The 22,628-nt window shown below is 52.5% G+C and carries 19 protein-coding genes, 1 tRNA gene and 1 pseudogene; 2 read left to right on the forward strand and 19 right to left on the reverse strand.

Annotation, left to right across the window (positions count from 1 at the left end):
- Positions 1 to 152 precede the first annotated feature (152 nt).
- Positions 153 to 1,454 carry a dicarboxylate/amino acid:cation symporter gene (locus tag FZ040_RS07905; RefSeq protein ID WP_149171486.1) on the forward strand — a complete coding sequence of 434 codons (1,302 nt, stop codon included), beginning with the start codon at positions 153 to 155 and terminating at the stop codon, positions 1,452 to 1,454.
- Between the two features lie 79 nt (positions 1,455 to 1,533).
- On the opposite strand, the gene FZ040_RS07910 is transcribed toward FZ040_RS07905, so the two are convergent.
- The 12 genes from FZ040_RS07910 to FZ040_RS07965 form a co-directional block, all read right to left on the reverse strand.
- The gene (locus tag FZ040_RS07910) at positions 1,534 to 2,031 is read right to left on the reverse strand and encodes a hypothetical protein (protein WP_149171487.1); all 498 of its coding nucleotides are present in this window, start codon (positions 2,029 to 2,031) and stop codon (positions 1,534 to 1,536) included.
- A 25-nt stretch (positions 2,032 to 2,056) separates the two neighbouring features.
- The gene (locus FZ040_RS07915; protein ID WP_149171488.1) at positions 2,057 to 2,533 is read right to left on the reverse strand and encodes a PTS sugar transporter subunit IIA; all 477 of its coding nucleotides are present in this window, start codon (positions 2,531 to 2,533) and stop codon (positions 2,057 to 2,059) included.
- Positions 2,534 to 2,549: 16 nt separating this feature from the next.
- Positions 2,550 to 3,935: an N-acetylglucosamine-specific PTS transporter subunit IIBC gene (nagE, locus tag FZ040_RS07920; RefSeq protein WP_149171489.1), complete on the reverse strand. Its 1,386-nt coding sequence runs from the start codon at positions 3,933 to 3,935 to the stop codon at positions 2,550 to 2,552.
- Positions 3,936 to 4,093: 158 nt separating this feature from the next.
- On the reverse strand, positions 4,094 to 5,176 hold the full coding sequence (locus FZ040_RS07925) for an HD-GYP domain-containing protein (protein WP_149171490.1): 1,083 nt from the start codon (positions 5,174 to 5,176) through the stop codon (positions 4,094 to 4,096).
- A 149-nt stretch (positions 5,177 to 5,325) separates the two neighbouring features.
- Complete coding sequence (gene leuS / locus FZ040_RS07930; protein WP_149171491.1) at positions 5,326 to 7,803, reverse strand: leucine--tRNA ligase; 2,478 nt, start codon at positions 7,801 to 7,803, stop codon at positions 5,326 to 5,328.
- Between the two features lie 118 nt (positions 7,804 to 7,921).
- Positions 7,922 to 8,851, reverse strand: coding sequence for a YitT family protein (locus tag FZ040_RS07935; protein ID WP_033170328.1), 930 nt, complete (start codon positions 8,849 to 8,851; stop codon positions 7,922 to 7,924).
- A 53-nt stretch (positions 8,852 to 8,904) separates the two neighbouring features.
- Positions 8,905 to 9,714 (reverse strand): Nif3-like dinuclear metal center hexameric protein, encoded by an 810-nt coding sequence (locus FZ040_RS07940; RefSeq protein WP_149171492.1) that lies wholly within the window; start codon positions 9,712 to 9,714, stop codon positions 8,905 to 8,907.
- Positions 9,708 to 10,397, reverse strand: a complete 690-nt coding sequence (locus tag FZ040_RS07945) for a tRNA (adenine(22)-N(1))-methyltransferase (RefSeq protein WP_149171493.1) — start codon at positions 10,395 to 10,397, stop codon at positions 9,708 to 9,710. Before FZ040_RS07945 ends, FZ040_RS07940 begins: the two co-directional genes overlap by 7 nt.
- 65 nt (positions 10,398 to 10,462) lie before the next feature.
- Positions 10,463 to 10,538 (reverse strand) — tRNA-Asn (locus FZ040_RS07950).
- Between the two features lie 70 nt (positions 10,539 to 10,608).
- Positions 10,609 to 11,739 (reverse strand): RNA polymerase sigma factor RpoD, encoded by a 1,131-nt coding sequence (rpoD, locus tag FZ040_RS07955; RefSeq protein ID WP_149171494.1) that lies wholly within the window; start codon positions 11,737 to 11,739, stop codon positions 10,609 to 10,611.
- Between the two features lie 47 nt (positions 11,740 to 11,786).
- The gene (gene dnaG / locus FZ040_RS07960; RefSeq protein WP_149171495.1) at positions 11,787 to 13,577 is read right to left on the reverse strand and encodes a DNA primase; all 1,791 of its coding nucleotides are present in this window, start codon (positions 13,575 to 13,577) and stop codon (positions 11,787 to 11,789) included.
- 196 nt (positions 13,578 to 13,773) lie between these two features.
- Positions 13,774 to 14,772 (reverse strand): deoxyguanosinetriphosphate triphosphohydrolase, encoded by a 999-nt coding sequence (locus FZ040_RS07965; protein WP_149171496.1) that lies wholly within the window; start codon positions 14,770 to 14,772, stop codon positions 13,774 to 13,776.
- Between the two features lie 133 nt (positions 14,773 to 14,905).
- Here FZ040_RS07965 and FZ040_RS07970 point away from each other — a divergent pair, with 133 nt between their 5' ends.
- Positions 14,906 to 15,436, forward strand: coding sequence for an LptA/OstA family protein (locus tag FZ040_RS07970; RefSeq protein ID WP_149171497.1), 531 nt, complete (start codon positions 14,906 to 14,908; stop codon positions 15,434 to 15,436).
- Positions 15,437 to 15,515: 79 nt separating this feature from the next.
- Here FZ040_RS07970 and add read toward each other — a convergent pair whose 3' ends face one another.
- From add to ybeY, 7 genes and pseudogenes are all read right to left on the reverse strand, one after another.
- Positions 15,516 to 16,517, reverse strand: a complete 1,002-nt coding sequence (add, locus tag FZ040_RS07975) for an adenosine deaminase (RefSeq protein ID WP_149171498.1) — start codon at positions 16,515 to 16,517, stop codon at positions 15,516 to 15,518.
- Positions 16,518 to 16,586: 69 nt separating this feature from the next.
- Positions 16,587 to 18,638 (reverse strand): glycine--tRNA ligase subunit beta, encoded by a 2,052-nt coding sequence (gene glyS, locus FZ040_RS07980; protein ID WP_149171499.1) that lies wholly within the window; start codon positions 18,636 to 18,638, stop codon positions 16,587 to 16,589.
- A 2-nt stretch (positions 18,639 to 18,640) separates the two neighbouring features.
- Positions 18,641 to 19,519, reverse strand: coding sequence for a glycine--tRNA ligase subunit alpha (gene glyQ, locus FZ040_RS07985; RefSeq protein WP_033170319.1), 879 nt, complete (start codon positions 19,517 to 19,519; stop codon positions 18,641 to 18,643).
- Between the two features lie 282 nt (positions 19,520 to 19,801).
- The gene (recO, locus tag FZ040_RS07990; RefSeq protein ID WP_149171500.1) at positions 19,802 to 20,530 is read right to left on the reverse strand and encodes a DNA repair protein RecO; all 729 of its coding nucleotides are present in this window, start codon (positions 20,528 to 20,530) and stop codon (positions 19,802 to 19,804) included.
- On the reverse strand, positions 20,530 to 21,216 hold the full coding sequence (locus FZ040_RS07995; RefSeq protein WP_149171501.1) for a DUF502 domain-containing protein: 687 nt from the start codon (positions 21,214 to 21,216) through the stop codon (positions 20,530 to 20,532). Before FZ040_RS07995 ends, recO begins: the two co-directional genes overlap by 1 nt.
- Complete coding sequence (era, locus tag FZ040_RS14115; protein ID WP_439653914.1) at positions 21,213 to 22,193, reverse strand: GTPase Era; 981 nt, start codon at positions 22,191 to 22,193, stop codon at positions 21,213 to 21,215. Before era ends, FZ040_RS07995 begins: the two co-directional genes overlap by 4 nt.
- Positions 22,167 to 22,628: pseudogene (gene ybeY, locus FZ040_RS14120) on the reverse strand (rRNA maturation RNase YbeY); the annotation flags it as partial. The gene era and the pseudogene ybeY, both read right to left, overlap by 27 nt.

Genomic DNA, 22,628 nt, shown 5'->3' on the forward strand with positions numbered 1-22,628 from the left:
ATTTTCTCCCTTTTGTCGACTAGCAAAGCTTCCATAACTCCGCATCTTTTGCATATTATTCGTATCTTTTCCCGCTTTTCTTTGCAAATATAGCGGTTTATAATAAAGACAGAATTATTCATTTATTTTATCTGGTATAGGATGTGATTATCATGGAAAAACTTTCAACGCCCGGGACAAGCTCATTCTTATCCTATCTCAAGAATTACGGCTTCGTCCTCTTCATGCTGTTCGGCATCGCAGCAGGTACCCTGCTCGGCCTTTACTTTCCTGAGGCCAAGGGCCTCAAACCACTCGGCGACCTCTTCATCAACTTGATGTTCTGCATCGTCGTGCCGATGGTTTTCGTTTCGATTGCCTCGGCTATCGCCAACATGGATTCTGCGGGCCGCGCGGGCAAGGTCATGGGCATTACCGTGGCTACCTTCTCCGTTACGGCACTGATTGCCGCGATTGTCATGTATGCCGTTGTCTCCTGCATCAACATCGTTCCCGCTGGCTTTTCGGTCAGTGAGATGGTAACGTCTACCGAAGAAGTCACCAAGATTACTGCAGGCGAACTGCTCGTCAACTTCTTTACGAAACCGGACTTTGCCGAACTGCTCTCACGCCGCGCCATGCTGCCGCTTATCATCTTTGCCGTTATCTTCGGCTTTGGCGTCCAGCTGTCGGGTGGCAAAAAGACCATGACGGCCAAACTGCTCGATGACCTGTCGCGCTGCATCATGAAGACCGTCACGATTATTTCCTACTATGCACCGATTGGTTTCTTTGGTTTCTTTGCCAACCTCGCCGCCACCTATGGCACTGACCTCATGGGCGGCTACGCCAAGACTTTGCTTGTTTACTACGGCATGTGCTTCGTCTACATGTTCATCTTCTTCCCGCTCTACGCTTGGTACGGCGGCGGCCGTCATGCCATTCCGGTCATGTGGCGCAACCTCTTCAAACCAGCAGCCGTATCGTTTGGCACCTGCTCCTCGGTCGCCACGATTCCGACCAACATGGAAGCCGCCAAAGCCAGCGGCGTTTCCAAAGAAGTCACCGACATCGTCATGCCGCTTGGCGCCACCATGCACATGGATGGCTCGGCCATGGGCGCCATTGTGAAGGTCGCCTTCCTCTTCGGCATTTCGGGCATGGACTTCAACAGCGGTGATGCGATTCTTGCCATCATCATCGCCGTTTTCTCCTCGGTGGCCATGTCGGGCATTCCAGGTGGCGGCGGTGTCGGCGAGCTCGTGCTCTGCTCCTTCTTCTTCAACAACAGCGCTGAGCAGATGACGATTGCCTACACGCTAGCCCTGGCTATCGGCAACCTCATCGACCCGCCCGCTACGATGGTCAACGCCGCCGGCGACTACGTCTCCACCTATATCGTCTCGCGCTATACGGACGGTAAAGACTGGCTCGAGAAAAAACTGGCCTGCCTTCAGACGGAAAGCAATGCCTAAAACCGTATAATGCAAAAAGCTGACAATTGACAGGTCAAATTTGACTTGTCAATTGTCAGCTTTTTTGTCATATATGCTGTCACAGGAACGTTGGAATTCTCCGGCTCATTTTTCTGGCCAGCACAATCCCCACGGTTCCTGTCACGAGCTGCGGCCAGCTCATCATGAACAGCAGCACCGCAATCATCGCTTCAGGAAGATGAATCAGACGCAGGACTGCCAGCGTACCGCCATACAAAATCACGGTCTTTACTACTGGCGCCAGATATAATAGCCTGCTCTGGCGAAAAGCTCCTGCCCAAAGCGTGAACGCCATATTGCCGCCAGCCACCACGGGAATCATCCAGATAATCGGCAATTGCCCCTGAGCAAAAGCCCCGAAGGGAAGCAGACCGCCAATCATTGCCGCCCAGCGGCTCCCCGTCTGCCAGATGCTCAGCACCATAATCGTATTGAGCAGGCTGCCAATCAAAAACATATTGACAGGACCGGGAATCATCGGGATGAACAGCCGGATACTCTGTACCAGCATTACCAAAGCCAAAAACATGGCCAGCAGCGTCCAAGTTCGCTTCATCTTCCCACCTCGTTTAGGCTATTGATTACAGCTGAACCGTAAGAACGCGTTCCGGCTGGTCCAAATGCTTTTCAATCTTTTTGGCTTTCTCGTCCCCATTGGTCAGCGCAATAACCGTCGTAAGCGGTTTGCCTTCCTTCTTGATAGACTCCGCATCAAAGCGAATCAAAGCATCACCACGGCTGACTTTTGCTCCCTGCTGCGTGAGGGCCTCAAAGCCGCATCCGCCGAGCTCGACCGTATCGATACCAACATGAATGAGGACTTCCAGCCCGTCCGATTCAATTGCTACGGCATGAAGCGTGTCGGCTAACAGTTTCACCGTACCATCACACGGAGCCGTTACGGTATCCGCACCTTCGGCCGGCTCCACCGCAAAGCCGTCGCCCATCATTTTCTGCGAAAATACAGCGTCGTTGACATCGGTAATATCCAGGATACTGCCAGTCACCGGAGCGGCAATTTCCTTCTCTTTTTTGCCAAATCCAAACAATCCAAACATAAATAAAATCCTTTCGTTAGCGGCAAGCCTTCTTCATTGCATTGGCAATATGCTCGGCCTGCGTTCCCAGAACAACCTGAACAGCCTGTCCCTTGCAGACAACGCCTTTGGCACCAAGTTTCTTGAGCGCTGCTTCATCCACCAGGCTGCTGTCTTCTACTTTAAGGCGCAGACGCGTGATGCACGAAGAGATTTCGAGCAGGTTCCCTTTGCCGCCCAGATTCGTAATCATCGCCTCAACATAGGCGCCTTCCTCAGCTGCCTCAACGCCATCTTCCGCCTCAGCGGTTTCATCATCATAACGGCCAATCGTCGGAATGTCGAAATGACGGATGCTCCAGCTGAAAATCACGTAGTACAGCACAAAGAATACCGCACCGATTCCGAGGATGAGTGCCGGTTTCGTAGCCAGGCCCCAGTTGAGCACGTAGTCGATGGCACCACCTGAGAAACCAAAGCCATGCAGGACACCCATGCTATACGTGACCGACAGCGCCAACCCCGTGAGAATGGCATGGACAACGTAAAGGGCCGGAGCCAGGAACATGAACATAAACTCAATCGGCTCGGTAATACCCGTAAGGAACGAGGTAAACGCTACCGAAGCCAAAGCACCGGCAATCACCGGACGATTTTCCGGCTTAGCTGCGCGATACATCGCCAAAGCGACAGCCGGCATACCGAACATCATCATGACGAAGAAACCAGCCATAAACATGCCCGCATGCGGGTCACCAGCAAAGAAGCGGTTGAGGTCGCCCGTTGCCACCACGCCAGCCGGCGTCGTATATTCACCAAATACGAACCAGATGAAGCTGTTGAGGATATGGTGAAGGCCGAACGGAATCAACAGACGGTTCAGTACACCATAGACAAAAGTTCCGACTACCCCGGCACCGATAATCCATTCACCAATGCCATGGATAAACGTCTGGCACGGTCCCCAGATTACGCCGAAGATTCCCGCCAGCACGATGGATACGACGGCCGTCACGATTGGCACAAACCGCCGCCCTGAGAAGAATCCCAGGAACTCTGGCATCTTGATATCGTAATAACGGTTGTACAAAATCCCGGCCTCGATACCGCTGACGATACCAGCGAGTACGCTCATGTTGAGCGTCTCATCGATGGCCTTGAGCCCCGAGGTCAAAACCAGATAACCAATACCACCGGCCAGACCAGCGGCACCGTTGTTCTCACGAGCCAGCCCGACAGCGATACCAATAGCAAAAATAAGTGCCAGATTGTCAAAAACCGCACCGCCAGCCTTCGTGATAAACGGGATATTGAACACATCCGGCGCACCGAGACGCAGCAGGAGTGCTGCCGCCGGCAGCACAGCAACCGGCAGCATCAATGCTTTACCAATGCTCTGAAGCCTTTCCAAAATACTGTTCATAATCATTCCTCCCTACAAATTATATTTAATTTGCAAAAAAATAAACCGCCGAGCACTTTGCCCACGGCGGCCTTGTTTATTATACGTCTTCGAAAGCTTTTTCGTCAATATCTAGCCAAGATTTGTTATTCCGCTGCCCCAAAACGATGACACCTGCCTCAGGCCGAAATCTCTCTGGCCGTCAGTATGGAATCAATCTTGATACTGCGGGTGGTATTGAGGTCAATGAACTCGCCACGCGTAGTCTGGACAACCGGCAGGCTCGTCACGCGGCTCTCATCGATATAGACGATACGTCCGCGCTCGCCATTGCTAAGCGAAACCCAATTGCCATTCAACGCATGGCAGAGATTCTTGATGAACAACACACCGTATTCGGTATCGAGCTTGCCATTGAGGATATCATCGTAGAGAATTACGAATACATCAAAGGGCGAGCGGCGTTTGGCAAAGACGCGGTCGCCAGCCATGGCATCGTAAATATCGAGAATCGCCAGCACCCGGCCAAAGCGAGAAATCTGGTCCGCCTGCAGATTGTGCGGATAGCCCGAACCATCGCAACGCTCATGATGCTGCAAGACGCCTTCCATGATGTCCCGATTAGCACTAAGCGTCGTCATGCCAATCATATCGTGGCCAAACTGCGTGTGCTTCTTCACCATATCGAATTCTTCCGGCGTCAAGCGGCCCTTCTTCTCCAAGATGTCCTTGGAGATGCGCATCTTGCCAATGTCGAGGAACAGCCCGGCAATGACCAGATTATACTGGTCGAGAACCGACCAATTGAGCCATTTCCCCATCAGGCCGGCCAGGATCCCAACATGCAGGCAGTGATTGACCAGGACGCTGCCTTCGCGCGTCATATTGTGAATCTGCGAAACAGCCTTTGCCCCATCACAAAGTTCGCGGAAGTTTTTCTCATCCATGATGGCCTGCAGCTCATTCACGTCAAAAGTGCCATGTTCCGACAACGCCAGAAACATGTGCTCCAGTTTGTGATACACATCGTTATAGCAGGTAATATAATCATCATCAAGCAGGAATTCATTCCCCGGAATGTCGATAATAGCTTCTTCTTCCTCAATATAAATCTTAAAGATTGGGCGATCCAGCAAATTATAAATCAATTCTTTTGTCATAACGGTGCCCGAACCGATGAGAACGTTGGCGCTCTCATCCATTACGTCGCGCCCCACAATCATGCCGGCGCGCAAATTCTCGACTGCGTATGCCTTTAACACTACTATCACCCTTCCAAGGTTTCTTAACACGTCCTAGTTTGTTGCCAATCACAACGTATTTATTATATCACATTTATTCGTGATTCGTATACAACATTATAGCTATATAACAAAGTGCTTCTCTTGCGAGAAGCACTTTGTTAAGGCAATCAGCCCTTTACTACAATATTGACGAGTTTCTTCGGTACGCAGATGACTTTGACAATCTGCTTGCCCTCGGTCAGCTCTTTGGCACGCGGCAGTTCCATGACTACCTTTTCCATTGCCTCGCGGTCGAGGTCCGGCGATACCATGATCTTGTCGCGGACCTTGCCGTTGATCTGCAGGACGATTTCAATCTCATCCTGTTTCATGGCTGCCTCATCATAGACCGGCCATTTCTGCTGATGGACACTGCCCTCGACGAACAAGTGGCTCCAGAGTTCTTCCGTGATATGCGGCGCGAACGGTGCGAGCATCTTGACGAGGTTTACTGCCATCTCACGGGCAAGACCAGCATTGAGCTCCTTGTCCTGGAAGCCATAGAAGGCGTTGACGAGCTCCATGACAGACGAAATTGCCGTGTTGAACATGAAGCGGTCGCGGACATCTTCCGTTACCTTCTTGATGGTAACGTGGAGAATGCGGCGCAGTTCCTTCTCGTCCTTCGTCAGTGCCGACACATCATAGTCGTCCTTGCCAGCCTTGATGGATTCTTCGAAATGGCCAAGGATACGCCATACGCGGTTGAGGAAACGGTATGCACCCTCAACGCCCTGGTCACTCCACTCGAGGTCGCGGTCAACCGGAGCGGCGAACAGGATAAAGAGACGGGCCGTATCAGCACCGTACTTGCCGATGATTTCCTCCGGCGATACGACATTGCCCTTGGACTTGGACATCTTCGAACCATCTTTCAGGACCATACCCTGGGTCAGCAGGTTCTTGAACGGCTCATCGAAATCGACGAGGCCGGCATCCTTGAGAACCTTCGTGAAGAAACGCGAGTACAAGAGATGCAGGATAGCATGCTCGATGCCGCCGATATACTGGTCAACCGGTGCCCAATAATTGACTTTATCCTTGTCGAACGGTGCCTTGTCATTGTGCGGATCCGTATAGCGCAGGAAGTACCAGGACGAGCAGATGAACGTATCCATCGTGTCGGTCTCGCGCGTAGCATCAGCGCCGCATTTCGGGCACTTGCAATGCAGGAATTTCTCGCTGCTGGCCAGCGGCGAAACTGAACCAGCCTCAAACGAAACGTCCGTCGGCAGCATGACCGGCAAATCTTCTTCCGGTACGAGCACTTCGCCGCAGTGCGGGCAGTTGATGACCGGAATCGGTGCGCCCCAATAACGCTGGCGCGAAATCAGCCAGTCGCGCAGACGGAAGTTGACCTTGCGCTTGCCAAAGCCCTTTTCTTCCGCATAGTCCATGATGGCTTTGACGGCCTCATGCATGTCCATGCCCGTGAACTGAGCCGAGTTGACCAGACGGCCGTCTTTTTCAACATAAGCCTCAGTCATTTCCTCGAGCACGAGCTCCTTATCCTTTGGCTGCAGCGTCAGGATAATCGGCAAGTCGTATTTCTTCGCAAACATCCAGTCGCGGGAGTCGCCGGACGGAACGCCCATGACAGCCCCCGTGCCATAGTCAGCGACAACATAGTTCGTAATCCAGAGCTGTGCCTTCTCCCCGTTAAACGGATTGACGGCATAGAAGCCCGTAAACATGCCTTCTTTTTCCGATTCACTCGACGTGCGCTCGATATCGGACTGGTTGCGGACCTTCTGGCAGAAGGCCTTGAGTTCCTCAGCCTTGTCGCTCTTTTCGATAAGCTTGTCAACGAGTTCATTCTCCGGCGCCAGGGCGACGAACGTGATACCATAGGCCGTATCCGGACGCGTCGTGTAGACGACGAGTTTTTCGTCAAGCTCAGGCACATCAAGCGTAATCTCAAGGCCTTCACTGCGGCCAATCCAATTGTCCTGCATCGTCTTGACGCGCTCCGGCCAGCCCTCGAGCTTGTCGAGGTCTTTCAGCAGCACATCGGCATAATCGGTAATCTTGAGGAACCACTGCGACAAATCTTTCTTCTGGACATCGGAGTCACAACGCCAGCATTTGCCATCGATAACCTGCTCGTTGGCCAGAACCGTACCACAGGTGTCACACCAGTTGACCGATGCCTTTTTCTTGTAGGCGAGCCCCTTTTGGTAGAAGAGCTCAAAGAGCCACTGCGTCCACTTGTAGTATTCCGGCGTGCAGGTCAAAACTTCGCGGTCCCAATCGTAGGAGAGGCCCATCTTCTTCTGCTGCTTCTCCATGTTCTCGATGTTGCTGAAGGTCCAGTCAGCCGGGCTTACGCCATGTTTGATGGCAGCGTTCTCGGCCGGCATACCGAAGGAGTCAAAGCCCATCGGATGCAGGACATTGTAGCCCTCCATCGTCTTATAGCGGGCCATGACATCGCCAATGGCATAGTTGCGGACATGTCCCATGTGCAGATTGCCCGATGGATACGGGAACATCTCCAAGGCGTAATACTTCGGACGGTTCGGGTCAGCCTCAGTCTTATAGACCTGCTCCTTTTCCCATTTGTCCTGCCATTTCTTTTCGATAGCCTGCGGTGAATACTTCTCCAAAACGATCTCCTCCTACATATAGAAATCCCCGCCTGCAAAATGCAGCCGGGGATTGAAATTCGCGTTTTACAGCTAAAGCCTATTATAGCGTAAACATAGCCATAGCGTCAACAGTTAGTTACTCATGTCCATCCATGAGCTCCTTTTGTTTCTCCTGAGCCTCCTGCCATTTACGCCGCGCGTCGGCATACGACTCACATTCCAGCGTAAAGCCCTTCCCTGACACTTCCGATGTATCCGAAACAATCATAAAGGCCTGTGGATCGTAATGATCCACGATAGTCTTGACGCGGCTTACCTGCGTGAGGCGCACGACGATAAAGAGGATGTCTTTGCGTTCCTTGGCAAAGCCGCCTTTCCCTTCGAGATAGGTGACGCCACGATGAACATTTTCCATGATATCCTGGCAAATCTGTTCGGCCGCCGGCGAAACAATGAAAATGGACTTTTCCCGATTAAGGCCAGCCGCCACACGGTTCGTAAGCTCTGCCGTCACATAGATGGATACCAGCGTATAGAGTGCCTCATTGACACTGAACATCCACGCCGATGCCATGACGATAATGAAGTTCAGCACAAACACCACCGTCCCCACATCAAGGGAATAGAACTTCTTAGCTACCGCACCGACAACATCCAAACCACCGGTATTCGCATTAGCACGGAAAATCATTCCAAAGCCAATGCCGGCCAGCACACCGCCAAAAATGGCACATAACATGCCATCACCGGTGAGGTTCCAATCCACCATGAAATGCGTAGCGTCAAGGATGATGGACAAAACTGCCGTACCGACAATCGTATCCCAAGCATAGAGCTTGCCAAAAACCCGATACGCCAAATACAAAATCGGCAGATTATACAGGAGGTTCTGGGCACCTACGGGAAGCCCCGTCAAATAGTAAATAATCAAGGCGATACCACTGATGCCGCCCGTTAAAAGATGTGCGGGGATGATGAACAGGTTAAAGCCCAGGCATACGATAAAGCATCCCAGGATAATCTGTATATACCGTCCCATATGTTTCTTGATTTCCATTTTACTCATACTGCGATCCCGAATCTTTCTTCCTCATTTTCGAGCTTCCTTACTCCGCAAAATCAAATCACCGTGAAAAAGTCTTTCGACGACTGATCCGCCATGACTTCTACTGACCCTTTTGCCTCAGCCAGCTCTTCCGTGAGCCGCTGTTTTAATACCTCTACCACCGGAAATTCCGTGCCGAAATGGCCCGCATCAATGACGTGCATGCCAAGCTCGACGGCTTGCTGTGCCTCGTGATATTTCACGTCACCAGTAACATAAACATCCGCGCCCATAAAAGCGGCTTTCTGGATGAACTCCGCGCCGCTGCCGCTGCAGATTGCGACTTTGCGGACCGGACGCGCCCCGGCATCCACGAGACGCACATGCTCCGTCGGCAGTGCATCACGCACCTGTGCGGCAAAGTCCTGCACCGTCATGGGAGCCGTCAGGCTTCCCATACGGCCCATGCTGAGCACCGAACCATCTATATCCTGGCTTTCAATCACAAAGGACGAGAGCTTCGCGAGCCCAATGGCACGAGCCAGCACATCATTGACACCGCCCTCGGCAATATCGAGATTGGTATGCGCTGCGGCCACGGCAATATCATGCTTTAGCAGCTGCTGAAGACGGCGGCCTAACGGCAAATCCGTCCGCAGCTTCTTGATGCCGCGGAATATCAACGGATGATGGGCCACAATCATATCGGCCCCTGCATCAATTGCCTGCTCCACCACTTCATCACTGACGTCGAGACATACGAGGATTTTATGGACATCCTGATTGAGTGCCCCAACCAAAAGCCCCGGATTATCCCAATCCTCTGCAAAACGCTTCGGCGCAATTGTCTCCAACACGTCCATGACAACCTGACATTTTACCATGTGAGCCGCGCCTCCAATTCTTCCACCTGTTTTTTGATGGCGGCATATTTCTTGCTTTTCATCGCCCGCGCGCTGTTCTCCATCCCCGAAAGGATGCGGCGCTGCTGAAACAGCAAAGCCTCGATATGGTGTTTCAAAAGTGCCGGCTTCTTTTGCCAAAGCACCGGCCCAATCAAAAGGTCCAATGGCTCAGGCCGCTTCTTGGCTCCAGGCTCAGCCTTGATGATTTCGTAGAGGCGGCCATCATCTACGGCCAGCGATTCATCCGTAATATGCCACTTATGCTGATAAAGCCAGGCACGCAGCTCCATCGCTCCATTCATCGGCTGCAATACGAGCGTCTTGAGCGTATCCGTCACCGCCATCGACTGCTCTAAAATCTGCGTCATCAGAATCCCGCCCATACCGGCAATGCAAACGGTATCGACCTCGCCCGGCGTTAAAACCTCCAGGCCGTTGCCCAAACGAACAGAAATCCGGTCTTCCGCAATGCCGTTTTCATGAACCGTACGCTTGGCAGCCTCATAAGGTCCCTGATTCAAATCCCCGGCAACGACAAATGTTGCCTTATTCTCCCGTATCAAATCAATGGCCAGATACCCATGGTCGGTACCGATATCGGCTGCGCGGCAGCCTTTCGGCACAAAATCTGCCAATGCCTGTAGTCTGTCATCCAGCTGCATAGAATCTCCCCTCTTTGCGGAAATAAAAAAGGGTGTAACATTTCGTTACACCCTTGTGCTCTCAATGGCTCCTCGAGCAGGATTCGAACCTGCGACAGCCTGATTAACAGTCAGGTGCTCTACCGGCTGAGCTATCGAGGAATAATTATTGAAGCTCGCGCATCAACAGTAACAATTATAGCTGTCTGTCGGATTAATGTCAAGAAAATTTTTAATCCAGGAAATCTTTCAGCTTGCGGCTGCGGCTCGGATGGCGCAGTTTGCGCAGTGCTTTGGCCTCAATCTGACGGATTCGCTCACGGGTAACACCGAAGTTCTGACCGACTTCTTCCAGCGTGCGTGCCCGTCCATCGTCCAAACCAAAACGCAGGCGCAGAACTTTTTCCTCGCGCGGCGTCAGCGTATCGAGAACTTCCTCGAGCTGCTCCTTCAAGAGCATGAACGAAGCGGCATCAGCCGGAGCCGGTGCATCCTGGTCCTCGATGAAATCGCCCAAATGGGAATCCTCTTCCTCACCGATTGGTGTCTCAAGGGATACCGGCTCCTGCGCAATCTTCATGATTTCGCGAACGCGCTCGACCGTAATCTCCATCTCTTTGGCAATCTCCTCCGGAGCCGGTTCACGGCCCAGCTGCTGCAAAAGCTGACGGGATACGCGAATGAGCTTGTTAATCGTCTCAACCATGTGGACCGGAATACGGATCGTACGCGCCTGATCCGCAATTGCACGGGTTATTGCCTGACGAATCCACCAGGTGGCATACGTACTGAACTTATAGCCCTTCGTGTAGTCGAACTTCTCAACCGCCTTGATAAGGCCCAGATTGCCTTCCTGAATCAAATCCAGGAACAGCATGCCGCGTCCTACATAGCGCTTAGCGATGCTGACAACGAGGCGGAGGTTTGCCTCAGCCAGGCGCTTCTGTGCGACTTCATCGCCAGCCTGCATGCGCTTAGCCAGTTCTACCTCTTCTTCTGCCGTCAGCAGTGGAACCCGTCCGATTTCCTTCAGATACATGCGAACCGGGTCATCAATACTGATGCCTTCCGGGACGGACAGGTCAATCTCGACCTCTTCATCCTTGTCATCAGCATCTACATCATCATCCTGCTGGTCACCGCTATTGGAATCATCAATAATTTCAATACCTCTGGTACTGAACATATCATACATATTATCAATCTCGTCCGGCGACAGATCCTGCGTCTGCAAAGCCTCAACGAGTTCCCCGTATGTCAACGTCCCGCCATTCTTCTTACCCTTAGACAGAAGGCTGTCCACAATTTCCGAGCTGCGGTTCTTGCTGCCAGCCTCAGCCTTTTTCTTCTTAGCCTCAGCCATTCAGCATCCCCCTTTCCTCACATTCCATACCTGCTACTCTATCCAAATCACAATTCATCCATTTCATTTTTTATTCTCATAACCTCATTCAGTTCCTCAACATACGCCATATCCCCGGCCTGCATCATTTCATTGGCCTTGCGGGAATGTTCCATAAATAGCGCGTAGAGGTAAGATTTTCTGAGCACTTTCAGGGAGTCGTTGTAGGCCTCGGTTTCCTCGCGTCCGCCTAAATCTTCTACCAGTGCCCGGGAGAGTTCTGCCGCCGCGTCCTCGCTGAGGTTTTCCGCGGCCGTTACATCATCCGGAGCCTGACCCTGGCTGCCCAATTCCTGCAGGAACTTCAGGATCTCCCGCTGGACGGGGTCTCCAATCCCTTCAATCGGCAGTACCGAACCGACATGGTAGACGAGCGAAACATCCTGCCATACCATGCGGATGACAATGCGCCCAGCCCGCCTGAGGGCATTGTCCTGTTTTTTTACCACCTGTCTGATGGGTGCACGGGACGGCATCACTTCCTGATATTCCGTCCCACGGGCAAAGTGTTGAAGCTCAGTACGCACGACACCCTCGTCCAGCAATAAGGTCTGCGCAAGCTTCTTTTCATATTCGCTGCGGACTGCTGGCTCACGAATGCCGGCCAAAACCGGCAGCATCTCGTGAAGCGCCTTGACCTTGCCCTCCAACGTATCGATATTGTTGTGAGCCAGGACATACTTCAAGCGGTATTCCACCAATGGCAGCGCCTTTTGCACCAACTGGCGGAACGCATCAGCTCCATGCTTGCGAATATATTCATCCGGGTCCTTACCATCCGGTACCACGATGACCTTCACTACAGCCCCCGTGTCCCGCACAATGGAAAGTGCCCGGATTGTTGCTTTTTGGCCAGCTTCATCACTGTCATAACAGAAATATATCTCCGGCGCATAGCGCAAAAGTTTCTTGCAGTGGTCTACCGTAAACGCAGTTCCCAGTGATGCTACGACATTTTTGACGCCAGCACCAAAGACCGAAATCGCATCCATGTAGCCTTCTACGACAATGGCATAGCCTGCCTGCTGAATCGCCCGATGTGAGCGGTCCAGTCCAAAAAGGAGTTTTCGCTTATTGAATAGTATCGTTTCCGGTGTATTGAGGTATTTCGGCTTGCTGTCATCCAGCACACGGCCGCCAAATCCGACTACGCGCCCGCGCTCATCCGCTATGGGGATGATTACACGGTTGCGGAACCGGTCGTAGAGACCGCCGCCATTATTTCGTTCCGCTGCGAGCCCGCTTGCCAACAAAAATTCCTGCTTTACTCCACGCTTTGAAAAAGCTGTAGACAACTTATCCCAGGCATTCGGGGCAAATCCCAGCTTGAACTCCTCAATGGTCTCCATCGAGATGCTGCGTCCGGCAAAATAAGCTTTGCCAGCCTGTCCATACGACGTCATCGTCAGACAGTTATGGAAAAAATCACGAGCCATCTCGTTGACCTTGCGTAAATCCGACATCTCCCGTTCCCGGGCGACTTCCTCCGGCGTACGCTGCCGCTCAGGAAGCGGTATTCCGAGTTTTTCTGCCTGAAGCTTGATTGCTTCAAAATAGGTGACGTTTTCAATCATCGAAAGGAACTTGAAAACATTTCCCCCAGCATGACAGCCAAAACAATAGAAGAACCCTTTATCCGGAACGACAGAAAATGAGGGGGTCTTCTCGTTATGAAACGGACAACAGCCCCAATAACGATTGCCTTTACGCTTCAAGGGAACATAACTCTGAACAACGTTCAGAATATCAGACTGTGAACGAACCTGTTCCACAAATTCGTCCATTCTCTCGCTGCGCATACTTAGACCCCTCATTGACCAATCAGATACTTTATAATAAGGCACCTGTATACCATTCGCCACTCATAGAAAAACTCCTGCCAAAAGGAAAAAGTTATCTAGCCGTGATCAAGCATACAGCCCTTTTTACAATATTTATATTCCTCATAATTTGCCAATATCCTTTTTTCCCTTGACAAATTTGAAAAATAATATCTCAATGAACCATAAAACCAACCGGCGGCATAAAAATCTCATTGAACAACTGTACCGCATAACTATCGGTAAGACCGGCTACATAATCGGTAACAATTTTCTGCCGGCCCCAGCGTTCTTCCCGACGGACAAATTCTGCCGGGAGTTCCTCGAAATGCTCCACGAACCACTCATACAGCGCCCGCAATACATAAACCGCCTGACGGCGCTCATGGGCCAGTGTTTCCGAATGATAGATGTGCTCAAACATGAAACTGCGGAACGTATCCATCGCCTCTTTGACCTCAGCCGAAAGGGAAATGTCATCCTTGTCCATGGAACTGACAATCATATCAGAAACCATGCTCGTAATCATCGCCGAAGTATCCTCTCCGAGCCGTTCATAGACGAGCTTCGGCAGGTCTCCAGGCTGGAGCAGTCCTGCCCGCAAACTGTCATCGTAATCGTGACAAAGATAAGCGATGCGGTCAGCCGTGCGGACAATGCGGCCTTCCAACGTTTTCGGCATCACCGGCCCCGTGTGGTTCACAATGCCATCCTTAACCTCGAAGGTAAGGTTCAACCCTTTTCCACTGCGTTCCAAAAACTCTACCACCCGAAGGCTCTGCTCATTATGGGCAAAATGACCGGTCAACTTGGCCATGGCCGCCTCACCAGCATGGCCAAATGGCGTATGGCCGACATCATGGCCAAGGGCAATCGCCTCAGCCAAATCCTCATTGAGCCGCAATCCCCGGGCAATCGTCCGGGAAATCTGTGAGACCTCCAGGCTATGGGTCATGCGGGTGCGATAGTGATCCCCCGACACGATATAAACCTGAGTTTTATGTTTCAAACGCCGGAAGGATTTCGAATGCAAGATACGATCGCGGTCCCGCTGGAACTTTGTCCGGAACTGGCATTCCTCCATCGGAAATTTCCGGCGGGCGTCACGGCTCTTGGCAGCATACGACGACAAAATTTCATCTTCCTGCGCTTCCAAACGCTCTCTTACATTCATAATCAATCCTCCTTTTACAGGGTTTCCTTTTTATATTACACTATTTGTCTCAAAATGTCTTGCTTTTTTTGCAAAAGTTTTGCCTTTACGGTAAAATATAAGAAAAAAACACCAAATCAAGGGAGGTTTCACCATGAGGACTCACCATATCCTGCTGCTGGCGGCAGCCTTCTTCTGTCTTAACCCGCTGGCTGCCAGTGCACGGCAAACCATCGACATAAATCCTGCCGACAGCATCCTTCAGGGACATGACAAAGCGATTGTGACCGCTGACCACAGCAGTTATAATCCCGACACAGGCCGCTATACCCTGCGTGGAAATGTCACCATCCAATTCGGCAGCCGGACGTTTCACACCGATGCTGCCAAAATCAGCACCCAAACGCTGCAGCTCTGGACGGAAAACAACACCAAACTCATGGAAGACGACCTCCATTTCAACGGCGGTGCTGTCTATGCAGACCTGCAGGCAAATGTTGCCTGGTTCTTCGGGCCAAATTGCAGCCTCGAACGGCCGGGCCTGGCCATTCACTCTGACAACATGGTCTACAACTGGTGCACGCACATCGCGTCCTTCGACGGCCACGTCCTCTGCATCCAAAAAGGAGAACAGCGCACCGCCGGACATATGGAATACGATTTGGATACCGGGAAAATACGCTGACTTGTCAAATCGCAGCGATAAGATAACAATCCGATAGAATAAAAACGGCCCACTGCTCTTTCAGGCAGTGGGCCGTCTTTTATTCTATCGCTAACATTTTTCGAAGTTCACTCTTGCGCGCCTCAGATGTAAAGGCCGCATCAACAGCATAGCCAAGCATGCGTTTTTCTTCTTCGGCTGTAATCCCAAATTCGCGTTCAATATAACGGAATTCATCGGCCAGCGTCGTTCCTTCAACCGCCATATCATCGGTGTTAATGGTGACCTTTAACCCGTACTGCAAAAATTGTTTAAGCGGATATTCCGCCTTCATATCGGCTACGGTTTTGGTCTGGCGGTTGCTGGTTGGCGCCATCTCGAGCGTAATCCCCTTTTCCTTGACCAGCTGCATGATGCGGTCATTGCCCGCAATGCGCACGCCGTGTCCTACGCGACAAGCGCCCATCTCGATGGCGCTTGCCACATTTTCCGCCCCGCCGGCTTCGCCGCTGTGAATCGTAATGGGAATCCCAGCCGCATGCGCGTCCTCGAAAATCGTTTTGAAGCGCTCATTGGGATACAGCCCCTCGGCTCCGGCTAAATCAATGGCCACTACGCCGCCATCTTCTACCAAATACTTCTTGGCCAGTTCTACCGTCTCCTTATTCTGCGCAGCGTTATCTTCGCCGCGCATACAGCAGAGAATCAGATTGGCCGGAATCGGCGCCTCTTTGAGGCCTGCCAATGCCGCCTCGATGACCTGGGACTGGCTGAGCCCCTCAAACGTATGCAGCTGCGGCGCAAAACGGATTTCCGCATAGACGACACCGCCATCGTCCATGTTGGCCAGCACCAATTTTACGGCCTCGCGGATTCCCTGCTCGGTCTGCATGTATTTTCCCGGCAGTTCAAAGCACTGCAAAAACTCGTTGAGACTCTGGCAGTCCTCGGATACGGTAATCAGCTTTTTCAGTTCCTCATCACTTGCCACTGGCAATTCCAGCTGCTGGATTTCTGCCAGTTTTTTGAGAATCTCCACGGTGATAGATCCGTCGAGATGTGCATGCAGATCAATGTATTTTGAAATAGTATCGCGATTCATAACAGCTCTCCCTTTATAGAAAAAACTCCCCCAAGACACGGGAGAGTTTTGATATAATCCGGAAACAGATTAGAGTACCACCTTTGAGAAATCTGCCACGCGGTTTACCAGCGCGTCAATGGATTTCAGCAGGCCCAGGCGGTTGTTCTTTATTTTCTCGTCCTTATCCATGACCATGACGCCATCAAAGAAGGCATCAATCGGAGCTGAAAGCTCCGTCAGTGCATCAATGGCACCATCGTAGTCATGACCAGCAACGAGGCTGTCAACCGAGCTTGCCGTTGCGGTGTATACCTGATAGAGGCTCTTCTCTTCGTCCGTGTTAAAGAGTGCCTCATTAATTGCCGCAGCATCCGCTTTCTTCGCGAGATTTGCGGCGCGGACAAAGGCCTGGATGTTAGCCGTAGCAGCATCGCTTGCAACGAATTTTGCCACTGCCTCAGCACGCAGGCTGACGGCATAGAGGTCATCGACATTTTCGAGCACAGCATCGACCACGTCATAGCGGACATCCTCAAGCACATTCTTGAGACGCAGGCGCATGAAGTCAGCGACATCCTGCTGCATCTTCGTGCGGGCAGCCTCATCCGTAATCTGGTAGAGGTCCATAGCCTTAGCAACGACCTTGGACAGGCTCAGCGTATATTTGGCCTCAATCATCATATTGACAAGGCCAAGAGCCTGACGGCGCAGTGCAAACGGGTCCTGGGAACCCGTCGGGATCTTGCCGCGGCTGAACGTACCGACAATCGTGTCAATCTTGTCAGCCACCGAAACGATGCGGCCAGCCTCGCTCTGGGGCTGGTTGTCGCCAGCGAAACGCGGCATGTAGTGCTCATCGATAGCGATGGCAACCTTCTCGCATTCGCCATCGAGTTTGGCGTACTCGCGGCCCATGATGCCCTGCAGTTCCGTGAACTCCTGAACCATGCCCGTTACGAGGTCAGCCTTGCAGAGCTCAGCCGCCCGTTTGGCATGTTTGTGTACCTTCTCATCGGCACCGAGTTCATCGGCAATGAACTCAGCCAGTTCCATGAGGCGCTCGGATTTCTCATACATCGTACCGAGACCCTGCTGGAATACGACCGTCTTGAGTTTTTCACGGTGCTCTTCGAGGCTCTTCTTGCGGTCTTCGTCAAAGAAGAACTGCGCATCCTCAAGGCGGGCGCGCAGGACGCGCTCATTGCCGTGCTGAACGGTTTCGAGGTGCTCTTTGCCGCCATTGCGGACCGTGATAAAGAGCGGCATCAGGCTGCCGTCAGCGGCCTTGACCGGGAAATAACGCTGATGGTCGCGCATCGGCGTGATAACAGCCTCAGCCGGCAGCTTAAGATACTTGTCTTCAAACTTGCCGCAAAGTGCCGTCGGATACTCGACGAGATAGAGAACCTCTTCGAGCAGGTCTTCGGTAATCTCAGCCGTGCCGCCATTAGCTTTAGCGACTTCTTCAATCTGCTCGCGGATCACAGCCTTGCGCTTATCCTGATCGACGAGGATGAAGTTTTCCTCGCAGGCCTTTTCGTAGCTGTCGGCATTTGCAATCTCAAAATCGCCCTGCGACAGGAAACGGTGACCGCGAGAGGTGCGGCCCGATTTGACCTCAGCAATCTCAAACGGGATGACTTCGTCATCGAGCAGTGCGACAATCCAACGCAGCGGGCGGATGAACTTGAAGTCAAGGTCAGCCCAGCGCATGTTGTTTGGGAAAGACAAACCGCAGATGAGGTCCTTCAGGAGGTCCTGCAGTAACTCTGCCGTAGCCTTGCCTTCCTCGTGAACCATCGCATAGACATAGCCGTCTTTTTCCACGAGGTCTTTCGGGTCAACGCCCTGGCCGCGGGCAAAGCCCTGCGCTGCCTTGGACGGATTGCCGTCAGCATCGAAGGCAATCTGTACGGACGGACCGCGGTTCTCGCTCGAAACGTCTTCCTGTTTCTCAGCTAAATCCTTGACGATAAGAGCCGTGCGGCGCGGCGTGCCAATCGTGCGGACACTGCCAAATGCAATGCGGTTCTCCTTGAATGCCTTCTCGGCATTCTCTTTAAGCTGGGCAAGGATGCCCGGCATGACATGGGCCGGAACTTCTTCCGTGCCGATTTCGAGTAATAAATCCTTGCTCATGCTCACTTCTCCCCTCTATGCAACATCGGATAGCCAAGCTCCTCGCGCTGTTTCAAATAGCACTCTGCGCAGAGGCGGGCCAGCTTGCGGACGCGGCCGATGAACGCCGTGCGCTGCGATACGGAAATTGCACCGCGGGCATCGAGCAGGTTGAACGTATGCGAGCACTTGAGCACGTAGTCATAAGCCGGATGAACATAGCCCTCAGCGATGACGCGGACAGCCTCTGCCTCGTATTTGTCAAAGAGCTCAAACAAGAGCTTCTCATCGGAAAGGTCAAAAGCATAAGCCGACTGCTCGTACTCATTCTGATGGAAGACATCGCCATAAGTATAGTCGTCGGTCCACTGGATATCGTAGACGTTCTCAACGCCCTGGATATACATAGCCAGACGCTCAAGACCATACGTGATTTCCGAAGCTACCGGTTTGATGTCCTGGCTGCCGACCTGCTGGAAATACGTGAACTGCGTGATTTCCATGCCGTCGAGCCAGACTTCCCAGCCAAGGCCCCAGGCGCCCAGCGTCGGCGACTCCCAGTTATCCTCGACAAAACGGATATCGTGTTTCTTCGGGTCGATGCCGAGACGCTCCAGGCTCTCGAGATAGAGCTCCTGAATGTTATCCGGCGACGGTTTCATGATGACCTGGAACTGATGGTGCTGATACAGACGGTTCGGGTTATCGCCATAGCGGCCATCAGCCGGACGGCGCGACGGCTCAACATAGGCAACATGCCACGGCTCCGGGCCAAGTACGCGCAGGAACGTGGACGGGTTCATCGTGCCAGCGCCCTTCTCAACATCGTACGGCTCAGCCAGGATGCAGCCCTGTTCCGACCAGAATTTCTGCAGTGCCAGGATAATTTCCTGAAATTTCATGGGAACAACTCCTCTTCTAAAAGTAATCTGCTACGGAGGCAGCAAAAAAGTCCCGTCCCCGTAACGTTATCGTTACAGGGACGAGACTTATCATTCAAAATCCCGCGGTTCCACCCTGATTGGTTTTCCAATAGAAAACCCACCTCAAAGTATTGGGTTCAGCTCCAAAGTGCCTTTCGTCTCGCTGGCGGCCTTTCACCATCGCCGTCTCGCTAAAGGTGAGACTACTCCTCTTTATCATTGCTGGTTACGAGTTTAACAAAAACGCGGACAAATGTCAACTTAAAGCGCCTGGATAAACGCCAGGGATTTTAGCGGCCGCCCCAAAAGCGACTGCAAATAATTGAGCAGCAGCTGCTCCGCTGACAGCAAAAGCCGTGAGCTTATCGTAATCGGTTCATTTTCCCGCCAGTTAAAATCGCGCAGGCTCAAGATAAAGCGGCGCAAATCATCGGGAAATGACACCGCGCCCGCCTCACGGCACGCCTCACAGAGGACACCGCCCGCGGACTGCGCAAAAAAAGCATCCCCTGTTATCGCCTTGCCGCAATGGACGCAATGCTCATAATGAAGCTGCATACCCGTAAATTCGAGCAGCTGATAAACGGCAGCTGCGGCCGTCACGCGCGGATTGCGCACCTCAAACGCCGCCAGGATGAGCAGCAGCTGCGCAAACATCTGCGGTTCCGGCTGTCCCTCCGGCAAAAACTCCCGCAAAAACTCCGCGACGAAACTGCCATAGGCCATGACCGTCAAATCTTCGCTGAGATTCCGGTAGTGCTGTTTGAGCGTACACTGCTTTACCGTATCGACCCGCGAGCCTTCCGCCAGCTGAAGTTCAAGATGCGAAAACATCTGCATGCCGCCCGCCAGCGGACTGCGCGGACGCCGGCAGCCAAAGGCAGCCGCCCGCACAAGCCCCCGTTCCCGGGTAAAAAACGTCATCATCTTGTCCGCCTCGCCCCAGTTTTTGGCCCCGAGGACTACCGCTTCCGTCTGATAAAGCGCCATTATTTTTTTTCCTTCTTCACGAGTTCCTGCACGGCCTCCGGCGAGATATTGCCAGCTGGATTTTCCGGCGGATTCTTATGGCTGAGCCGTTTGGGCATAACCGCACCCGCTGTCAGCATATACTGCAGGGCCGATTCACTGCTGATATCGAGATAGACAACATCTTTTTTGAGCACAAAGAGATTCGTCCCCGACGTCATATTGAGACTCCACGGAACGAAAACGCAGACATAATCATCGCCCAGCTGCTCCTTGAGCATCGGCGGCACATCAGCCATGATGAAGCCAAGTGCCTTGGACTGATGATAGGGCACCAGCACAACATGGTCAAACATGTTATTTGACTCAAACACCGCCGTGGAAAGATGTTTGACGCTGTTGTAGATAAACTTGACGACCGGAATCTTGCCGAGCAGCTTCTCCCCTAAGTGAATCAGCCGCCGGGTCGCCCAATAGGACGACGCCCAGCCCGTCAGATAAATGAACGCCAGCAGCGTGATAATCCCCATGCCGGGGAAATAAAACGGCAGATGTTTGCCGAGAACGCCCTCGGTAAAATGCAGCGTCTCCTCGATGACGAAAAAAGTAATCGCCACCGGAACCAGCAGGATAAGGCCATTGATAAAGCGCCGCGAAACCCTGCCGGAAATGCTGCTGTTGTTTTTCTTTCCTTCGTTCTCACTCATCGCTCGTCACCAAATCCAAAATTACGCAAAATCCCGTCGCGATCGCGCCAATCTTTGCGCACCTTGACCCAAAGGTCCAGGAACACCCGCGAGCCCAAGAGATTCTGGATATCCGTACGCGCCAGCGCGCCGATTTCCCGCAGCATCGAACCCTTGGCACCAATGATGATGCCCTTCTGCGAATCGCGCTCGACGTAAATCGTTGCCCGGATATAGACATCATCATTCGGACGCGTCGTCATCTCGTCTACATCGACGGCAATCGCATGCGGAATCTCGTCGCGCGTCAGATGAAGGGCCTTCTCACGAACCAATTCGGCCACAATCAATCGCTCCGGCTGGTCCGTAATCATATCCTCCGGATAGTATTGCGGGCCTTCCGGCAGATAGCTCTTGACCTCATCGAGCAGGCCGTCGAGATTCATTTTTTCCCGTGCCGAGATGGGCACGACACCGGCAAACGAATACTTGCTGGTATAATGCGCAATAATCGGCAGTGCCTTTTCGCGTTCAATCAAATCGATTTTATTGACGACGAGGATAACCGGCCGCTTTGTCGCCTGCAAGCGCTCCAGAATATACATCTCGCCCGGGCCAAGTTTCTGCGTGGCATCGACTACAAACAGAATGGCATCGACTTCCTTTAACGTTCCTTCGGCAGCCTTTACCATATACTCACCGAGCTTGTGCTTCGGTTTGTGAATCCCCGGCGTGTCGAGAAACACAATCTGCGCATCCGGTTCCGTCAGCACGCACATGATGCGGTTGCGCGTCGTCTGCGGCTTATCACTCATGATGGCGATTTTCTGGCCGATAAGCGTATTAACCAGCGTGGATTTCCCCACATTCGGACGGCCGATTACCGCTATAAAACCGGATTTATGTTTTGCTTTTTTGTCCGCTTCCGGCTGCTGGGGCTCCGCTTTCGGCGCCTTTTTCTCCTTCGCATCATCGCGAGAGATACCAAGCTGCTCCATAACATAGCGCTGCTCTTCTTCCATCTCGATGCGGTCAGCTTCTTCCATATGGTCATACCCCAACAGATGAAGCATACCATGAACCGTCAAAAAGGCCATTTCACGGCGGACACTATGACCGAAGTCTGCCGCCTGTTCCTCAGCTCGTTCCACCGAAATGACTAAATCGCCCAATACATCCACTTCCGGCTCGCCTTCGATTTCCGGCTCCTCACTCTCGTTGAGGGCAAAGGACAACACGTCGGTCGGGCGGTCGATGCCGCGATACTGCTTGTTGAGCGTGTGAATATATTCGTTGTTGGTCAACGTGACACTGACCTCACCATTGGCCACATCGTACAGCTCGCCCACCTTTTCGGCAGCAGCCTTGACGTTGTCGATATATTCCTGCGGAAACGTGAGCTCCTCAGGATAATTGCTGATGATTACTTCCAT

This window comes from Pseudoselenomonas ruminis, from assembly GCF_008271295.1.
GTDB classification, from domain to species: Bacteria; Bacillota; Negativicutes; order Selenomonadales; family Selenomonadaceae; genus Selenomonas_A; species Selenomonas_A ruminis.